The following is a 19244-nucleotide window of genomic DNA, read 5'->3' as shown; positions in this document are numbered from 1 at the left end:
AATTCAAATCTTATAAATTAAATATACTTTGCTGTTAATGATTTTTTACAGTTAGCTAATTGCTTTGGAGTCCCTTCAAAGATTATCTCTCCCCCCTTGGATCCACCCTCTGGTCCAAGGTCAATAATCCAATCTGCACTTCTGATAATTTCAATGTTATGTTCTATTATAATAACTGTGTTTCCGTTATCCACAATCTTTTCAACAATCCCAATAAAGTTTTCTATATCAGACATATGAAGTCCCGTAGACGGTTCATCCATAACATACACTAAGCTATCTTTATGCATTTCATTAGCAAGTTTTAGTCTTTGACATTCCCCACCTGATAGGGTATCCAAGGGCTGTCCGAGAGTTAAGTATCCGATTCCCATTTCTTCTATGGATTTAAGCTTTGTTTTTATTTGCTTTTCATTGAAAAATACTGAAGCTTCTGAAACCGACATTTGAAGAACCTCAACAACGTTTTTCTCTTTAAAAGTGTATTCTAATACTTCCTTTTTAAATCTATTTCCTTCACAAACTTCGCATGTATTTTTAGAACTTTCCATAAAGGCAAGTTCTGTTTCAATAACTCCAAGGCCATTGCAGTTTTCACAAGCCCCTTCCGAGTTAGAGCTAAAAAAAGATGCACTGACCCCATTCTCCTTGGCAAAAGCTTTTCTTATGTTATCCATTATGCCACTGAAAGTAGCTATATTTGATCTAGAATTTGCTGAAACAGCACTCTGATCAATTAGAACTGCTTCTCTGTTTTGCCTTAAAAATTCATGTTTCATTAGTGTACTTTTGCCCGAACCTGCAACCCCAGTAATAACAGTTAAAACACCCTTTGGAATTTTAGCTGACACATTTTTTAAATTATTCAAACAACAATTATTAACTTCTAAATATCCTTTATGCTTTCTTGGTTCTTTCTTTATTTGAAGATTCTTACGTAAAGCATTTCCTGTAAGTGTGCCTGAGGTCAATAGTTTATCATAGTTGCCCTCATAAACTATGCTACCTCCTTTTGTACCTGCTAAAGGTCCAACATCGACAATATAATCTGCAATCTTAATAACATCGGGGTCATGCTCAACTACAAGTACTGTGTTTCCCTTATCCCTGAGTTTAAGTAAAAGTTCATTTAACCTGTGGACATCCCTAGGATGGAGCCCAATGCTAGGTTCATCAAAGATATACATCAAATCTGACAGACTGCTATTTAAATGCTTAACCATTTTTATACGCTGGGACTCGCCACCTGAAAGTGTGGAGGTCTCCCTATCTAAAGTTAAATATCCAAGGCCTATATCTATGATATTATTAAGTTTTTCGTTTATACTTTCAATTACTGGCTGAGCTTTCTTAATATCAATATCATCAATTACTTTTATAAGTTCATCGATTTGCATGGATAAAAAATCCGATATATTATACCCTTTAATTAAAGGTTTTAGCGCTTCCTGATTGAGCCTTTTACCACCACAAAGTGGGCACTTTCCTTCAACTAACAAGCTACTTAATTTTTTCATGGAAGCCTCAGACATCTCTCCATCCTTCTTTAAATACAACCTATTAAACTTTACAATGAGCCCTTCATAAGTTATATTCATATTTCCACCTTCTACCAACTTTATCTTTTCAGGCGCACCATATAGAAATTTATCTAACTCTTCCTTTGTATAGTCACATATCTTTTTATCATTATCAAAGAACTCAGAATCAGTGAAGATTTTCCAATGCCAGGAGCCAACCCCAAAACCTGATAGCAAAATAGCCCCTTCATTTAAGGATTTGCTCCTATCAAGTATCCTATCCAAATCCACAGTTAACTTCTTCCCAAGACCTTCACACTCAGGACACATACCACCTATATCATTAAAGGAAAATTTGTTTGCAAGTCCAATATATGGCTCTCCTATTCTTGAGAACAATACTCTGATAAAGGAATTAATATCTGTGATTGTTCCCAGAGTTGACCTTGAGTTGGAACCAATTCTCTTTTGGTCAATAATTACTGGAGTAGAAAGATTTTCTATGCGATCAGCCTTCACCTCTCCACATTTCGGTAAAAAAGTTCTAACGAAGGCACTAAAATTTTCATTTAATTGGCGCTGAGCTTCCCTGCCAATGGTCTCAAAAACAATAGATGATTTTCCTGAACCAGAAACCCCTGTAAAAATAGTTATCTTTTTCTTAGGTATCCTTAAGGAGACACTTTTTAAGTTATTCTCCCTACATCCCTTTAGTATAATAAATTGTTCCTCCATATTTCTTCCTCCTTCTACTATGGAATTTACTCATATTTTCTAGTCATAAAATAACATATAAACCCTGAAAAAAATATTACAACTCCTGATATTTCAAACCATATATTAACACCAATGAGTTCTGAGATTGGACCAGAGATAGCAAGTCCAACCGGAGTTGCTAAGCTCATTATGCTCATCATTAGGGACATTACCTTTCCAAGCTTTTCCTGCTCAACAGATTTTTGCATATAGGCCATATAGGGAATTGAAAAGAAGGTTCCTATAAAGCCTATAAGAAATGAAACTCCTAGGAAACCAATGAAAAAGTTTGAGGGTAGGCCACCACCAAGACTAGCAACAATTCCAAGGAACATAAGTGAAAGTGAAATCATAAGAAATTGTTTTTTAAGTCCTCCCCAAACACCAATCACCAGTGAGGACACCAATAAACCTGCTGCAAAAAAGAACTGAGTTACTCCATTGTGCCATGCCGTTCCATTAAAGTGAACACGTATTAAAAGTGGAAAGAGAGAACTGAGTGGTACATATGCTATTGTGGTTAAAACTATCGGCAAGGTAAGTGCCCTTAGTGGTCTATTATTCCCTATTGCCTTTATCCCCTGTTTCATATCTTCAATGAAATGCAAATTCCTCTTAATCTCTTTAATATCAGGTATTTTAACAAATAAAAGTGTTATTATTGCCAATGCTGCTCCAAGAATATCCACCAGCATGATACTTTGAATATTAGCTACTGACATTAATGCTGCTCCAATTACTGGTCCAGCCATGGCTGTTACGGAATTAATCATCTGCCCAAAACCTCCCGCCTTTACTAAATCTTCAGGCGGCACAAGCATTGGAATGGTAGCTTGAAAAGCGGGTGCGTGGAAGGTACTTCCCAGAGCTCTTATAAATAATATTCCATATATGAATGAAACTGACGGTTCCTTTAGAAGGAAGGCTACCCCAAGTACTACACTGGATAAAGCAACCAGGAAATCTGCCAGAATCATTACTATCTTTCTGTTGTATCTATCTACCCATACCCCGGCAAATGGACCTATGAGTGCTTGTGGCAGGAAGCCGACAATTGATGCACTGGTTAAAGCTATTGCAGAACCAGTTTTTTCAGTTAGCCACCAAATAATTGCAAACTGTACCGCAGCTGAACCAATAATCGAAAATGCCTGTCCTGTATAAATTAACGCAAATATTTTTTTCCAGTTTTGTTTTTCTCTATTCATAGCATTCATCCTTCCATTTTTAATGTTCTATTATTTACTTATAAAATCTCATACCTAACTAATTATTTCTATGTATCACTTTCACGTGAGTAAAGGAATATAATAACCCCTAGCCAAATCATATGCTTCTTATTCTTTGGTTAACCAAATTGCATTTTTCATTATAGCATACAACTAAAACTCTGGTGCTATAGTGGAGAGTTTCAATATATTCACTACCAATTTTTGAGCACTTAACCTTTTTACATCTGCTCCATGGTGAGAATAGGTAAATCACAGATTTGTAGATTTGGACACTCTCTAAAATGAATCCATAGTAAATGATTCCATTATCATATTTACAACACAAAAGGACACTTCTCAATATTGTAAAAACAACAAATTAGAAGTGTCCCTTTTAAATAAATTATAACTTATATGGCTGCGATTTTTTAATCTATAATATCCTTAACTCTCCCTACAATACCACCTTCAAGCATAACCTTAATTCCATGTGGGTGAGTCTGTGAATTTGTGAGAATTTTAAGAACAACACCTTCCGTTAATCTCCCTGTGGGCTGGTCTTGTTTTTGTACAACTCTCACTCTTGTACCTGGCTTTATATTTTCCCTCTTCGTTCCTGTCATTATCTCATTCCCTGCTTTCTTAACATTAAAGTAACTTTCTCTATATTAATAAAATAAACATAACCTCATATCATTTTTCCATTCTAATAAAATTCCTGCTAACTTTCATATTATGTGGTGACCTCACAGGCGTAGTAACAGAGTAAATGTATTGATTTTAAATTGCTAATTTTCCTCTTATTTTATCCTTTAGTTCATTAAAGCTATTCACTGGACCAAAAACATTTTTAACAACATGATAACCATATTCATGACATAGTATAGAATTTATACAAGTTTCTAATATTTCTTCGGAACTACTATTCCCATAATATCCTTCTAAAAAATCCTTGTCAAAACTAAAAGCATCACAAATCACTGTCATATCCTCATAGATTGCTGGAGCACATAAGGAATCTGCAAAATCAATAACTGTAATTTTTCCATTACTACCAATAATCAGATTATCTTCAGTCAAATCCCCATGTACATATACCAATGGCTCAACTTTCAAGTTCTCCAGGTATTTTTTCTGCTTTTCCTTTATTTCTTCAGGTGCATCCTGCCACCACCTACTGTTCATGGTTCGCTCCATAACATTAATTCCATTGAAATTATCACACCTTGTTGCCCACCTCTGTACAATACTACGAAGATTCTTACCAATATGAATTTTTTCTGCACTACTCAGGGTGCTTTTGATATCACCTAAGGTATCCCCTTCTACAAAATCCATAATAAGATATCGGAAAAGATATTTATCCTGTATATGACCTTTTGCAACTAAATTTGGCACAGAAACACCAATTTCATTTGCTCTTTCCAGGGCAAAAACTTCAGCTTTATAGTCAGTTAAACTGTTATAACCAGATTCTAATGGAACAAATACCTTTGCAATATATTTTCCTACTCTAAAAACACCATTGGCACCTGGCTTACAATTCTCAAGTGGCTTGAAATTCAAACCCTCATTATAAAATATCTTTTTTATCAGAGGTGTAAACTCCTTTTTCGAACAGTACACTTTTCCCCAGGTTTCCCAATCCTTAATCTCAAAGTTAAATAAATGATTCACCATTATAACCCCACTTCAAATTTGCTTTATTATGTAATTGTTTTTTCAACAGCAATAATATTATACTTTAATCAAAATAACGATACTGAACTAACCTCAATGAAAACAACTCATGTTTATCTTATTTTCCGTAAAATTCCATGCCTTTTTTAGATAGCTTTTCTTCCCATATCATCGTTAATATATTTAGTTCCTCAGTATAATCAACTTTTGATTCATCTTTATCATATTCAAGCTTATCCAATATCTCAATTGTAAAGCCTGATTCACCCTGGTCCTTCCACTGTTGTTGGAGTTCCTTATTAGGATGATTACCGAAGTCTAATTTAAATTTTGTACTGTTTATGGTACCTTTCAAGTCTTGTGTTCCTTCTATATAGTACATATCATTGAAGTTAGATTTAATAATAAATAATCCCATATCTGTCTTCATATTTTTGTACATTTCCTTAAGTTCTTTTTTCCTATCCATAAATGATACCTCTTTTCCTTCAACATTTAATATATTTTTTATTTCAACCAATATTCTTTACAATCCTTAGTTCTTTCTACATATCCATAATCAACCAAGTACCGTCTAATCACTACATAATCATCATAAATCTCATTTAATATTTCATTTAACTGTTTTTCAGTATAGCGTTTTCCAGTCTCCAATTGCTTAGATATTTTTGTCAAAACAACAACTTTTTTCTTTTCTTTTTTAGGAAATATTTTCAACCTTAGAGGGGATAAACTTTCAAATGAAGTTTTCAATATTTCTTGTTTTTCTTTTTCAGTAATAACATAACGATGATCAACCATAGTTGCATTACTATGAACAGGTACGATTGCCTCATCAGTCCATGACCCTTTTTCCATTACTTTTTCATAGATTGCTAAATATAACTTTGCCTGTTTTGCCTTTTCCCGAAACATAAACCTTTGATGTCTTACTGTTGAAGGAGAGTTTCCCATCTGTTTTGCAATTTCTTTATCTGATACTCCCGAACACATTAAAGTTAATAATTCTTTCTGATTACTTGTAAGAGTATTGTATTTTGACTCTGTATAAATCAAATTCCTTAGATTATCTCCATGTTCCATATCAACATGTATTTTAACGGCGCGAGTTGCTTCAAAAAATCTACCTTTAAAAGAAAAAATTTCCCCTACTTCAAATACCTCTCCACAAGTATTGCAAATATAGGAATTATCACCTATATCAAATCTAAACCCCTTCTTGAGTTCTTCTACTGAAAGGTTATCAAACTCCATATTCATTTCTCCTTTTTGTTTGTGTTTAATATAAACATATATTATATTTGTTTATAATTTTTGTCAACACCATCAATTTATTAATAGTGTTATTATATAATTGAAAAAAAGTAATGGACTAGGATAAGAAAAGACAAGCAGTGTGGAAAACTGCTTGTCCAGTAATATGATAGATTTATATTCATTTTACACAACTGATACATTTCTACTTGATACGATTCATAAGCTTTTTTAAATCTTTTTTCACTATAATTATATAGCTAGGTATAGCATATACAAGTATACCGATTGTGAAAATTCCAGGGATATAACTACTAAACAAAACCTCTAGTCCATCACCAAAATAGTATGCGCCAAGTCCAACTAGAAATAAATTGAGAATATAAAATACAACTCCTATATTAAAATTAGATATTCCTTTCGATACTAAATATACAAATAACGCTGCAGTGATCAAACCTAATATAGACATACCTGCTACTATGATAGGTGAAGTGCTAGAGCTTGTTAAAATGAATAACGTAGCTTCAAGCATCTCTCTAAAAAGCGTAATTCCTGCGATGATAGATACTCCTTTGCGACTTAAAGATATAAATTTTTCGTCAGGATTGGTGTTAAAAGTCTTACTTTTTCTTAAAAGCACCACACTGTACAATACCAATGCAGCTAGTACAATTCCAAGCAAACCGTCAAATAACTCTCCTGCAGGACCATTTAATAAAGCAACCTGTGAGAATATTATACTGGCAATTACAGCTGCAAAGAATGCACCCAAGGTCCCTCCTATAAACACACTTTTCGTCATATTATATAGTTTATTTTTATTAAAATAAACCACAAGGGGAATTATAACTAAGAATATTTCTATACCTTCCCTAAAGCAAATTAAAACTGGTGCAAACATACCTTGTCACCTCACTTTTATTGAATGTGAATTATTATTTGATTGTTATTATTTGATTATTATTGTTTATTATATTATATGCTTGGCCAATATAGATGTGATTCTTTTGGATTAGTCCCCCCCACTTGAACTCACCAAATTCTCCATTATTTTTAATGAATTAGATAATTACCATTACAATTAATGCTTTAGCAACTTTCATTTAAGCAAACCTGCAAAACTCAAATCTTAACATAAATATCCTTAGGTCTGTATAAAAGATTGCCCAAAATCAAAATTCCCTCAAACCGCTTAGTCTGAGGGAAATACACTTGAATATTCACTTAAAACCATGGAAACATTAATATCAGTCTATTTTTTCTCTATTAATGCCACACACTCCACATGTGCCGTCTGTGGAAACATATCCACAGGCTGAATCTGTAGTGTCTTATATCCTAGACCATCTAGCACTCCTAAATCTCTAGCTAAAGTTGCTGGATCACAGGATACATAAACTATTCTTCTTGGCTTTATTTCTGCTAAAGCCTTTAATAAGGATTCTTCACAGCCTTTTCTTGGAGGGTCTACCACTACCACATCTGCTTTTATTCCTTGGGCAATTAATCTTGGAATTTCCTCTTCAGATTTTCCCACTATGAATTCAGCATTTGTAACTCCATTAGCTCTTGCATTTTCCTTAGCATTTTCTATAGCCTCTGGAATTATTTCCACCCCATATACCTTCTTAGCTTTTTTAGATAAGAATAATGATATGGTTCCAGTTCCACAGTAAGCATCGAATACCATTTCCTCTCCAGTTAATCCTGCATATTCTAGTGCTTTGCCATACAATACCTCTGTTTGAACTGGGTTAACTTGAAAGAAGGAAAGTGGTGATATATTAAACTTAAACTCTCCTATGTAATCACTTATGTGGTCCTGTCCCCATAAAGTTAGAGATTTAAGTCCTAAAATTACATTAGTTTTTTCCTTATTTATGTTTTGAATTATAGAAACTACTCTAGTAATATTTTCTTTTATTAAATCTATAAATTCCTGCTTATGAGGAAGTTCTTCACTGCGAGTTACTAATACCACCATTATTTCTCCAGTTTTAAAGCCTTTTCTCACCATTATATGTCTTACTATTCCACTATGAGATTTTTCATCATATGGGGATATTTTAAACTTTTTCATCCATTGTTTTGTAAGTGCAATAACCTGATCTCCAACTTCATCTTGAATGTAGCATTTATCCATATTAATAATGTCATGAGATCTTGGAGCATAGAACCCAACTAAAATTTCTTCTCCTGTAGCTCCTACTGGAAGTTGCACCTTATTTCTATAATTATAGGGGGTCCCCATACCTAAGGTGTTATGGATAATTACATCTTCTAGTTTACCAATTCTACTTATTACATTCTTAACTCTTTCTGTTTTAAAGTTTAACTGCTCCTCATAGGAATAATGTTGAAGATTACATCCTCCACATCTTTTATAGGTACCGCATACTGGCTCAACTCTTTTTTCTGAAGCCTCAATTACTTCCAAAAGTTTTCCAACCCCATAGTTTTTGTTTACTTTAATTATTTTTACTTTAACAACTTCACCTTTCAGTACCCCAGCAATAAATACAGTGAAGCCTTGAATCTTTGCTACGCCTTCACCTTCGTGTCCATAATTTTCTATTGTTACTATGTAATCTTTATTTTTTTCTATATTAACTAGATTATTCATTTCCTTATTCATAATTTCTCCTTTTAAAATACATTGCTTCATTGTCATACCTTAGTATTTTACCAAATAAGCTATAACTTAACCACTATCCTATGGAGAAAATTTATAAATAAGCTGAAACTCCATAAACACTATATATTCTTATATACTCCATGAATTAAGATTCTTCCCATTAAGCATTAACCTAAATAAACTCATCATTGTGACTTTAAGAATTTCATTAAATAATGAACAAGTTCATTTTGTTAACAACTTTGGAAGCAGATTTAGGCTGCCACCAAAGCAACTTATATCGGCTGAGCAACTGCCACTTTAGAAGATGGCAGACTTGAAGCTTCCAAAATGTTGTTAAAGCTTATGTACAATAAAAACGCATACTGCAATTTCTTGCAGTATGCTATAAATTATATTGTTCTATAAAATTACTAAATAGATATTATGCCAACTACTCTATAAAGGTTTCGCACTCAGTATTTGCGCTTGTCATTGCTCCTGGTCCTTGGATTTGAACAAAGTTAGCATGACAATCCCTATTATCATTGTATCTGCATTTTATTGCATCACATTTGATTTTAGGGCTCATTTGTATTTCTGTACTGTTGAATAACTGTCTTACTTCTCCTGGTATATTCATGTTTAACATGTGAGTCACAGTATTTTTTAATCCTTTTTCTGCAAAGGTTCCACAGTTTGTATACTCACTTGAATGTGCTCCAGCACCATGAACATGAATTACATTAGCAGAACATAGTCCAGTCATATTATGTACACAAGATTGTGCACTACAGGTTAATGCTCCATTAGTCATAAATAACACTTCCTTTCATACTTTTAAGGTTAGTGTATGGAGTTTCTAAAGTTTTTATACAAGTACTATAACTAAATACTAAAATGTACCAAGTAATGTGCAAAAAAAGACACCCGCTAGAGGGTGCCAATAATAAAATCAGTTGCCATATGTTATCTTTTAAATTTTTAGCCACTTGTTCCAATATTATACATAAATATTATGAATAACTCAATAGTTTTACCAAAATTATACAAAATTATTTTTTAATTCATATTTTTAGAACTAATATCATAACTAATAGCTTAAATTAGCCCTTCCACTATAAACAATTCCTCGTTTTGGATCCATGGTTATAAAGCATCCAGACTTAATTATAGTTGAAGCTCCTGTTGCATTATAGATTATTGGAATATCTTTCGCAGCACATTCAATTACTACACTAGAACTCATTTCATCCTCTTCAACAATTATCCCTGTAACTTTATCAAGAACTTCCATAAATTCTCTTCCAAGTCTTCTTACAACTATAATTTCTCCATCTTCTAGTTTGTTTAATGCATCTTTTGCATCTTTTACATGTAATGCAGTTCCACAGGCAGATACATCATTAGTTCCCTTACCTTGAAGTAGTATATCTCCAATGATATGAACTTTCATCATGTTGGTACTTCCCACATAGTTCATTGGGATACCTGCAGCGATTACTACTAAGTCACCTTTTTTAACATACCCTGCTGATAATGCAATCTCAGCTGAGTTTTGAATTAACTCATCAGTAGTTTCTGTTTTTGGTGTTAGGATTGGATATACTCCCCAATTTAAAGCAAGACTTCTTGCAACCTTTTCATATGGAGTACATGCTATTATATTACATTCAGGTCTATATTTAGATACCTGTCTTGCAGTATGACCGCTTTGAGTTGCTGTAATTATAGCTGAAGCTTTAAGATCCATTGCGGTGTTACAAGTTGCAAGGCTTATTGCATTTGGAACGTTTGGTATATGGGACTTTCTTTTTTTCTTTAAGTTTGCTTCATAGTTTATATGATGCTCAGCAGTTATAGCAATTTGTGCCATAGTATTAACTACTTCTACTGGATACTTACCATTAGCAGTTTCACCACTTAGCATTATAGCATCTGTACCATCAAAAATAGCATTGGCTACATCAGATGCCTCTGCCCTTGTAGGTCTTGGATTTCTTATCATTGAATCTAACATTTGAGTTGCTGTAATTACTGGTTTACCAGCTTCATTACATTTTTCAATGATAATTTTCTGAACTACTGGCACTTCTTCTGGTGGTATTTCAACCCCCAAATCTCCTCTTGCTACCATTATTCCATCTGAGTATTTTATTATTTCATCTATATTATTTACACCCTGTCTGTTTTCTATTTTAGAAAAAATCTGTATGTCTTTTCCACCATTTCTGCTTAGAACTTTTCTTATGTCAAGTACATCCGATGCTTTTCTAATAAAGGATGCTGCTACTATATCAACTTCATTTTCTATACCAAATTTTAAATCTGCAATATCTTTATCTGTAAGAGATGGTAGATTTATTGCAACTCCAGGAACATTAACTCCCTTATGGTTTCCAATTACACCTGTATTTTTTACCATAGTGTGAATCTTATTTCCTTCAATGCTCTGAACTTCAAGTGCTACTAATCCATCATTTATAAGAATTGTGTCCTTAGGCTCCACATCTTCATGAAGTTTATTATAGGTAACAGAACACTTAGTTTCATCTCCTAATATTTCCTCCCCTGAAAACACTGTGAATATAGTTCCTTCTTTAAGTTCTACAGTTCCACCTTCAAAATTCCCTGTTCTTATTTCTGGTCCTTTTGTGTCTAAAATTATTGCTGTATGCCTGTCTAATTCTTTTCTTACTTCCTTTACCATATCTATTCTTTTCTTATGTTCTTCATGGGACCCATGAGAAAAGTTAAGCCTTGCCGCATTCATACCTAATTTTATAAGTTTTTTAACAATTTCCTTGTCATCAGTGGTAGGTCCTATTGTACATATTATTTTAGTCTTTTTCATAAATTTCCTCCTAGGTATCTATTATACTTGTGATAAATTATAAGCTTAATTATAAGAATTCAAATCTAAGTTCAATTTAAATCACTTTAATTTTAGTTAGATAAGGCTATGGATATGTCATATAATTCTTGATTAAAATGTTTTTCTATAGCTAGAGCTTCTGTAATATCCATATCTATGATTTCGCCATTTTTGGTGCCAACTACTCTTGAAGATTTTCCTTCTAGTAGTACTTCTACTGCTTTTGCTCCTAATCGAGAGGCAAGAATTCTATCAAAAGCACTTGGTATTCCTCCTCTTTGTATATACCCAAGCACCGTAGCCCTACTTTCAATCCCTGTAACCTCTTCAATTTTTTTAACTAGTTTATGAGCACCGCCTACGCCCTCAGCTAAAATTATTATATTGTGTAATTTTCCTCTGCTCTTTCCTTGAAAAATACTTCTACATATATCTTCAAAGCTGAACTCTTTTTCAGGAACAATTACATTTTCAGCTCCTCCTGCAATTCCTGCAAATAGCGCTAAATCCCCGCAATTTCTTCCCATTACCTCTATAACACTAACTCTTTCATGGGAGCTTGAAGTGTCTCTAATCTTATTTATAGCATCTAAAGCCGTATTAAGAGCAGTATCAAAGCCTACAGTATAATCAGTATAAGCAAGATCATTATCTATGGTTCCTGGTATTCCAACTGTTGGTACTCCAAGTTCTGATAGAAGCTGGGCTCCTCTGAAGGAACCATCTCCACCTATAACTACTACTCCATCTATTTTTAAAACTTTTATTACATTTAATGCTTTTTCTCTTCCTTGAGGGGTCTTAAATTCTTCACTACGAGCAGTTCTAAGAATGGTTCCTCCTCTATGGATAATATCCGAAACAGAGCTTCTGCCCATTTCTTCTACTTCCCCATTGATAAGGCCATTATATCCTCTATGTACCCCAAGAACCCTAAGTCCTCTATCATTCCCTATTCTTACTACTGCTCTAATTGCTGCATTCATTGCTGGAGAATCTCCTCCACTTGTTAAAACTGCTATAGTCTTCATTATTATGCCCCCTTTAAAATTCATACTATATATTAATTCTAATATTTACCTATAATAATATCAACGTATTTATCTAAAAATTAAACCCATTTTAACATAAATTTTCATGTAATGGTTTCCACTTTTTTTTATTATCTAAATGTAACTGTTTCCATAGTTTTCATAGCTATTTATAGAATTTCCTTATCCACTGATAATAATTCAACTTCTATAAATAATTTGATTTTTTATCTTTAGGTTAGTGATAAATTCAGATTTTTATTACAGAAAAAAGCACCTCCAAGGCAATAGAAACCTTGAAGATGCTTCTTACATTATTTTTACATTACTATCTCCAAACATATCTTTCAACATGGAGATAGTGTCAAAATCATTTTTTAGCCAGGCCTGCCTATCTAGTAAATACCTCTTTCTATCATTAGCAGTGCAAAGGTATACTGGGGTTGCTCCCAAGTTATCCTTAAAGGTTATTTTTATCTCCTTCATGGATGGATTAAGCATTGATTTATCCTTAATTAAAATAAAAATCTTCTCATTGCTCACATTGATAAGTGGTGATATTTCTTCACAGAGTACTTTTGTTTGCTCCTCTTCTCTCACACTAACCCTTCCATTTATTATAACCATTTCATCTTCATTAATTAAATTCCTATAATTATCATAGGTTTTAGGGAACACAATAACTTCAATGGTTCCAAATAAATCCTCTAGAGTTAGGAATGCCATCATAGAATTGTTTTTAGTAATTTTTCTTGTAACGGAAGAAATTAATCCTCCTAAAATTACCTTAGTTCCATCCTTTATATTAGAAATCTCTTCTCCAACCGTTACTCCCTCTTCTAACACATCACTTACAATAATATCTGAAACCTTATGACTTGTAAGGACTTTTAGGGATTTTTCATAATCGTCTAAGGGATGACCTGAAAGATATATTCCTGTCATTTCCTTTTCCATGGCTAAAAGGTATTTTTTATTAAACTCTTCAATATTAGGATATTGTATTTGAATACTAGTTTCTTCTTCAGTTAAATCTCCAAATAAGTTGATTTGACCTGCAATATTTCTCTTTCTTTCATTGGCTACACCATCTAAAAGCTTTTCGAACACTGCCATGAGTTTTGAACGATAAACTCCTAAAGAATCAAAGGCTCCAGCTTTTATTAAACTCTCAACAGCTCTCTTATTAACTGCAGAGGTATCAATTTTATTGCAAAAGTCATTGAAGTTTTTAAATTTACCTTTCTTCACTCTATCTCTTACAATAGAATGAATAACTGGCACTCCTACATTTTTTATTGCAGAAAGTCCAAATCTAATGGTATTTCCCTTTACTGTAAAGCCTGAGTTACTTTCATTAATATCTGGAGGCAGAACTTGAATTCCTAACTGCTCAGCAAATCTTATATAATAGGCAACTTTTTCATTACTACCCATAATGCTATTAAGCATTGCTGCAATGTACTCTGCTGGATAATAACACATTAAATACGCTGTTTGATAGCCTACAACTGCGTAGGCTGCAGCATGGCTCTTGTTAAAAGCATATGAGGCAAAGTCCATCATCTGGTCAAATATCTTATTTGCAGCCTCTTCGCTTATACCATTTCTCAAACAGCCTGGAACTTCTACATTTCCAGTTTCATCAACTATTCCATATATAAAGTTACGTCTTTCTTCTTCCATAACCTTATGTTTCTTCTTAGACATTGCACGTCTAACTAAGTCCGAACGTCCTAAGGAGTATCCTGCTAAATCTCTTACGATTTGCATAACTTGTTATAGTGATAGGTAAACATCATCTTCGTCTTAACGGTCAGTAATGTTTTTCCCCCACTTCACACCGTGCATGCGACTTTCACCGCACACGGCGTTCCATTAATCAGAACAAATTTTACGAAGTCTTTCCTTTTTTCTTTCAAGCCATATTGTAGAATCCTTATAAAGAAATTCAAATAGATATTTAGAGAACTTTTTCCCACCTAAAAAGTAATAAATATTATTGCTCTTTTTATTTTGAATTATTTTGATTTCACTCTTATTTAATTTTTGTAAAATACTAGTTAACATATTCTTACTACCCACAAATCCACTACGCTTTCCCACTATATCAGTAATACCATCCCCATCAAAAACACCTCTAATAAAATGTTTATTAAGATGCTCTGGTATCCCCCCTGGATAAATCTCTTTACCACTTTTTTGTGGTAAAACTCCATGACTTATTAGCATTTTGCACATGTGTATTGATGTTAAACTTACATAATAAGAACTATGTGCCCCCTCTTTTACTTTTGTTTTATTAGTTGAATTAATAGCTTTAAGAAATTTATTGATAATTTCTTTATCTTTTAAAGCAATATGGATTTTTAAACTATATTGCTTATTATAAACACTTATATTTCCATCAGCCATTATCCAACCTAGAAAATAAGCCTTTGCCTCGGTGTCAATGACATCAAAATAATCCTCATATTCAATCATGGATTTAGGTCCTCTATGTTTCAAAGTATATCTAATACTTCTTAACAACTCTGAAGCTGCACCTCTTCTTAGATCTAATATTTTATCTATATTAGGTGTATTAATTCCCGATTCATACATCTTTTTTATTTGATTAATAATTTCATCAGGATATTTTTTATTATAATATCCACCATCTCTTATATCTATTTGTTCTCTTCTTAACCAAGTTCTTATGGTAGCCTCATTTGCTCCAATTATCTTGCTAATTGCTATTGCCGATAATCCCTGGTTATATAAATCATATGCTTTATTTTTAACTTCACAACTATAAGGTTTCATAACATAACCTCCCAATTTTAATATATCCTTAATGAGAGATTATATGCAAACTTTTGTTCTGATTAACTATGCCCCTTCACTCCATAAGAGTTACCTTACTTCATCATTACTACGAGCTGCTGCCCTTGAGACTCATAGAGCATTTCCTCTCTATTAGATACCTCTGATATTAGTCATCATTAACATTATCTTCTCAAGTTCAAACGTTCCATCTACCCTAGCCTTACACTGTTGCCTTAGCATCCTTCTAAACTCACAAGCAATCCCTAACCAAGGCTAATTAGATTAAGGACAAATGCAGTAAATATGCACTTAAGATATTCATAACCAAGAATATAAATATCTCTACTTAACTGTTGCTACAGCTAATATCTTCTTTTTAGATATTATTGGTTTTGAGCTTATTAAAGGTTTCTTATAGTATACATAGCAACCTTATGGCCTCCCGATTACTTCTCTAACCACTTCTCAGGTCTGATTTTCACCGTCTTCACCGTGCTTTATACAAAAATACGACTATATACTTTGCATAACGGAGTATTAGAGTTAGACTATTAGCCCCTAGTCCAGTTGAGTGCTTCCCCCCAACAACTCAGATAGATAGTTAGAATGATTTAATCATTCCGCTAAACTTGGTTTAACATTTCTGTTAAATATTCATTTAGCAACGTTTCGCACCTTGGTAAACCATTACCCCATAGGTCACCCCTAGAATTGGTTCAAGTTCTGGTGTAATGTATTGAACCTTATCTGGGTTATTTTTACTTTCAACATATCTTGGAATTTCTGCCATAGGACCTGGCCTGTAAAGACTTATTCCCGCAATTATATCCTCTAGATTGTCTGGTCTTAGTTCCTTCATGAAGGAAGTCATTCCAGCTGATTCTAATTGGAATACACCAACGGTTTTCCCTTCTCCGATCATTCTATAGACTTTTTCATCTTCAAAGTCTATTTTATCAAGATCAATGTGAATTCCCAGATTATCTTCTATATTTTTAATTGTATCTTGCATAACTGTTAACGTACGAAGTCCAAGGAAATCCATCTTTAAAAGCCCAAGCTCTTCTAGAGTTCCCATAGTAAATTGAGTTACAATCATATCTTCATTTTTCTGAAGGGGAACATACTCAACTAATGGGTTTGAAGCTATAACCACTCCTGCTGCGTGAGTAGAACTATGACGAGGCAACCCCTCTAGGTCTCTAGCTACATCTATTAGTTCCTTAACTCTTTCATCATCATCATACGCTGCCTTTAACTCAGGATTCATATCCAAAGCTTTATCAATGGTAATTCCAAGAACTGTAGGAATCATTTTAGCTATTCTATCAACTTCTGAATATGGATAGTTCATAGCCCTTCCCACATCTCTAATACAAGCTCTAGCTGCCATGGTTCCAAAGGTTATTATTTGTGATACATTATTTACTCCATACTTATCAACTACGTAGTCAATAATTTCTTGTCTTCTTTCGTAGCAGAAATCCGAATCTATGTCCGGCATACTTATTCTCTCAGGATTTAAAAATCTCTCAAAGAGTAAGCTGTATTTTATTGAATCTATCTTTGTTATTCCCAAGGTGTAGGCAACTACTGATCCTGCTGCTGAACCTCTTCCTGGTCCTGTGGGAATCCCATTTTCATTTGCAAATCTTATGAAATCCCAAACAATTAAAAAGTAGTCTACATAACCCATTTGCTTTATGATATTAAGCTCATATTCTAACCTGTCACAAATTTCTTTTACATTGCACTCCTCATCACAAAGAGTATTAATCCTATTGAAATCTAAATCTTTTTCTCTTAGTTCTTTAAAGCAGTCATATCTTTCAATAAGTCCCCTATAACAAGTCTCCCTAAGGTAATCATAGGAATCTACCCCCTCAGGCAGTGGAAACTTTGGTAGCTTAGATACATGAAATTCGTAATCAAAATTACACTTTTCTGCAATCTTCACTGTATTCTCTAAAGCTTCAGGAACATAAGAAAAGATTTTCTCCATTTCTTCTGGTGATTTTAGGTAAAATTCATCAGAAGGATATTTCATTCTTTTCTCATCTTCCATGGTTTTTCCTGTTTGAATACATAATAATATTTCATGGGAGTGACTATCCTTCTTATTTATATAATGAACATCATTGGTACAAATAACAGGTATATCACATTCTTTAGCCAACTGAACTATAAGTTCGTTTACTTGTAGTTGCTCTGACATTCCATGATACTGAAGTTCTAAATAAAACTCCCCATTAAAGATTTCCTTATACATTAATGCAAGTTTCTTAGCTTTTTCTTTATTGCCCTTCAGTAAATTTGATTGAACTTCTCCTCCAAGACAGGCACTAGTTGCAATAAGGCCCTCACTATGAGCTTTTAAGAACTCATGGTCTACCCTCGGTTTATAATAAAAACCTTCAATTGAAGCTGTTGAAACAATTTTCATCAAGTTTTCATAGCCCTTTTTATTCTGGACTAGCAATACCAAGTGATAGGTTTCATTATCTAAGTCAGGTTGCTTAATATGCATAGACTTTCCAGCCACGTATATTTCACATCCTATAATTGGTTTAATCCCTTCCTCTATAGCTGCCTTATAAAAATCTACTGCTCCATACATAGTACCATGGTCTGTAATTGCGATACTCTTCATTCCAAGTTCCTTGGTTTTCTTAATAAGCTTTGATATCTTGCCTGATCCATCTAATAAGCTATATTCTGTGTGAACATGTAGATGTACAAAGTTACCAGGGCTCTGTTTTTCTAGTATAGTTTTTTCCATTTTACTGAATCACCTCCTATTGAGCTAATTCCCCTTTGACAATTAATCTTTGTTTGCCACTTAAGCTACAAGTTACTAAAGTAATGGTTGGAGTTTTTGTAGGATTTAACACATGAACTTCTTCAGGATTTACAGTTTCTTGTCCAGTAACCTTATATGTATAAGTCTTGTCAAGGGTGGTTACTATTATATCATCTCCTGGTTTTAGTTTATCAATTTTTAGAAAGAACTCTCCTGTAGTAAAATTCCTATGGCCAACCAATGCAAAATTTCCGATTTCTCCGGGTTTTGCTGTGCCTTTAAAGTGACCAACTGCCTGACTAATTATCTCGTCCTTAGTCCCTTCTGCCACGGCCACCTTTAGATTTATTTTAGGAATTTCTAGAAGTGCAATAGGTGTAATGTTCACCTTATTAGCACTAGCCCCTTCCACAGTGGTAGCTTTTTCTTCAGGAGCAGCAATTTTTCCCTCTTCCATATTCTTCATTACTGTTTCAAAGTCCTTAATCAAATTATCCTGTACTTTTGAAGTTTTCCATTTGTTAAATAATCCATAACTTATTGACCCTAAACCCACAACTAATAAAAAAATCCCCACGATTCGAAATATCTTGTTTTTCAAGTTATCCCCCCCCCCTTTAGGCATTTTCAAAAAATAACTAAGTCAGTATCCTCGTCTATTTTGAGTTGTACTGTGTCAACAGCCCCCTTAG

The 19244-nt window shown here is 33.5% G+C and carries 13 protein-coding genes and 2 pseudogenes; all 15 read right to left on the bottom strand.

From position 1 onward, the window contains the following. Positions 1 to 17 precede the first annotated feature (17 nt). Positions 18 to 2255 carry an excinuclease ABC subunit UvrA gene (locus B3040_RS18385; RefSeq protein ID WP_291576513.1) on the bottom strand — a complete coding sequence of 746 codons (2238 nt, stop codon included), beginning with the start codon at positions 2253 to 2255 and terminating at the stop codon, positions 18 to 20. 26 nt (positions 2256 to 2281) lie between these two features. After that, positions 2282 to 3484, bottom strand: a complete 1203-nt coding sequence (locus B3040_RS18380; RefSeq protein ID WP_291576511.1) for an MFS transporter — start codon at positions 3482 to 3484, stop codon at positions 2282 to 2284. Between the two features lie 431 nt (positions 3485 to 3915). Continuing rightward, positions 3916 to 4110: a YwbE family protein gene (locus B3040_RS18375; RefSeq protein WP_291576509.1), complete on the bottom strand. Its 195-nt coding sequence runs from the start codon at positions 4108 to 4110 to the stop codon at positions 3916 to 3918. A 157-nt stretch (positions 4111 to 4267) separates the two neighbouring features. Then, positions 4268 to 5167, bottom strand: coding sequence for an aminoglycoside phosphotransferase family protein (locus tag B3040_RS18370; protein ID WP_291576507.1), 900 nt, complete (start codon positions 5165 to 5167; stop codon positions 4268 to 4270). Positions 5168 to 5285: 118 nt separating this feature from the next. Continuing rightward, the gene (locus tag B3040_RS18365) at positions 5286 to 5636 is read right to left on the bottom strand and encodes a GIY-YIG nuclease family protein (RefSeq protein WP_291576504.1); all 351 of its coding nucleotides are present in this window, start codon (positions 5634 to 5636) and stop codon (positions 5286 to 5288) included. 38 nt (positions 5637 to 5674) lie between these two features. After that, positions 5675 to 6421 (bottom strand): DUF2087 domain-containing protein, encoded by a 747-nt coding sequence (locus B3040_RS18360; protein ID WP_291576502.1) that lies wholly within the window; start codon positions 6419 to 6421, stop codon positions 5675 to 5677. 205 nt (positions 6422 to 6626) lie between these two features. Further along, positions 6627 to 7325: an FTR1 family protein gene (locus tag B3040_RS18355; RefSeq protein WP_291576500.1), complete on the bottom strand. Its 699-nt coding sequence runs from the start codon at positions 7323 to 7325 to the stop codon at positions 6627 to 6629. A 351-nt stretch (positions 7326 to 7676) separates the two neighbouring features. Next, positions 7677 to 9059 (bottom strand): 23S rRNA (uracil(1939)-C(5))-methyltransferase RlmD, encoded by a 1383-nt coding sequence (gene rlmD, locus B3040_RS18350; RefSeq protein WP_291576497.1) that lies wholly within the window; start codon positions 9057 to 9059, stop codon positions 7677 to 7679. A gap of 433 nt (positions 9060 to 9492) precedes the next feature. Continuing rightward, positions 9493 to 9855 carry a DUF1540 domain-containing protein gene (locus B3040_RS18345; protein ID WP_017414112.1) on the bottom strand — a complete coding sequence of 121 codons (363 nt, stop codon included), beginning with the start codon at positions 9853 to 9855 and terminating at the stop codon, positions 9493 to 9495. A gap of 276 nt (positions 9856 to 10131) precedes the next feature. Continuing rightward, complete coding sequence (gene pyk, locus B3040_RS18340; protein WP_291576494.1) at positions 10132 to 11892, bottom strand: pyruvate kinase; 1761 nt, start codon at positions 11890 to 11892, stop codon at positions 10132 to 10134. 92 nt (positions 11893 to 11984) lie between these two features. Continuing rightward, on the bottom strand, positions 11985 to 12944 hold the full coding sequence (gene pfkA / locus B3040_RS18335) for a 6-phosphofructokinase (RefSeq protein WP_291576492.1): 960 nt from the start codon (positions 12942 to 12944) through the stop codon (positions 11985 to 11987). A gap of 309 nt (positions 12945 to 13253) precedes the next feature. Continuing rightward, positions 13254 to 14723 (bottom strand): annotated as a pseudogene (locus B3040_RS18330) (OB-fold nucleic acid binding domain-containing protein); the annotation flags it as partial. Positions 14724 to 14822: 99 nt separating this feature from the next. Further along, positions 14823 to 15749, bottom strand: coding sequence for a terminase gpP N-terminus-related DNA-binding protein (locus B3040_RS18325; RefSeq protein ID WP_291576490.1), 927 nt, complete (start codon positions 15747 to 15749; stop codon positions 14823 to 14825). A 679-nt stretch (positions 15750 to 16428) separates the two neighbouring features. Further along, positions 16429 to 18531, bottom strand: a pseudogene (locus B3040_RS18320) (DNA polymerase III subunit alpha); the annotation flags it as partial. Positions 18532 to 18547: 16 nt separating this feature from the next. Next, on the bottom strand, positions 18548 to 19153 hold the full coding sequence (locus tag B3040_RS18315; RefSeq protein WP_017414108.1) for a class D sortase: 606 nt from the start codon (positions 19151 to 19153) through the stop codon (positions 18548 to 18550). Between the last annotated feature and the right edge of the window lie 91 nt (positions 19154 to 19244).

The organism is Clostridium sp. UBA4548 (assembly GCF_002387895.1).
In the GTDB taxonomy this organism is placed as follows: Bacteria; Bacillota; Clostridia; order Clostridiales; family Clostridiaceae; genus Clostridium_J.
The sequence above is the reverse complement of the archived record's forward strand: the minus strand, read 5'-3'. Positions and strand labels throughout refer to the sequence as shown.

What these genes read in the sequence shown, in the direction of transcription:
- B3040_RS18385 (WP_291576513.1), bottom strand. Translation starts at nt 2,255, where the DNA reads ATGGAGGAACAATTTATTATACTAAAGGGATGTAGGGAGAATAACTTA.
- B3040_RS18380 (WP_291576511.1), bottom strand. Translation starts at nt 3,484, where the DNA reads ATGAATAGAGAAAAACAAAACTGGAAAAAAATATTTGCGTTAATTTAT.
- B3040_RS18375 (WP_291576509.1), bottom strand. Translation starts at nt 4,110, where the DNA reads ATGACAGGAACGAAGAGGGAAAATATAAAGCCAGGTACAAGAGTGAGA.
- B3040_RS18370 (WP_291576507.1), bottom strand. Translation starts at nt 5,167, where the DNA reads ATGGTGAATCATTTATTTAACTTTGAGATTAAGGATTGGGAAACCTGG.
- B3040_RS18365 (WP_291576504.1), bottom strand. Translation starts at nt 5,636, where the DNA reads ATGGATAGGAAAAAAGAACTTAAGGAAATGTACAAAAATATGAAGACA.
- B3040_RS18360 (WP_291576502.1), bottom strand. Translation starts at nt 6,421, where the DNA reads ATGGAGTTTGATAACCTTTCAGTAGAAGAACTCAAGAAGGGGTTTAGA.
- B3040_RS18355 (WP_291576500.1), bottom strand. Translation starts at nt 7,325, where the DNA reads ATGTTTGCACCAGTTTTAATTTGCTTTAGGGAAGGTATAGAAATATTC.
- rlmD (WP_291576497.1), bottom strand. Translation starts at nt 9,059, where the DNA reads ATGAATAAGGAAATGAATAATCTAGTTAATATAGAAAAAAATAAAGAT.
- B3040_RS18345 (WP_017414112.1), bottom strand. Translation starts at nt 9,855, where the DNA reads ATGACTAATGGAGCATTAACCTGTAGTGCACAATCTTGTGTACATAAT.
- pyk (WP_291576494.1), bottom strand. Translation starts at nt 11,892, where the DNA reads ATGAAAAAGACTAAAATAATATGTACAATAGGACCTACCACTGATGAC.
- pfkA (WP_291576492.1), bottom strand. Translation starts at nt 12,944, where the DNA reads ATGAAGACTATAGCAGTTTTAACAAGTGGAGGAGATTCTCCAGCAATG.
- B3040_RS18325 (WP_291576490.1), bottom strand. Translation starts at nt 15,749, where the DNA reads ATGAAACCTTATAGTTGTGAAGTTAAAAATAAAGCATATGATTTATAT.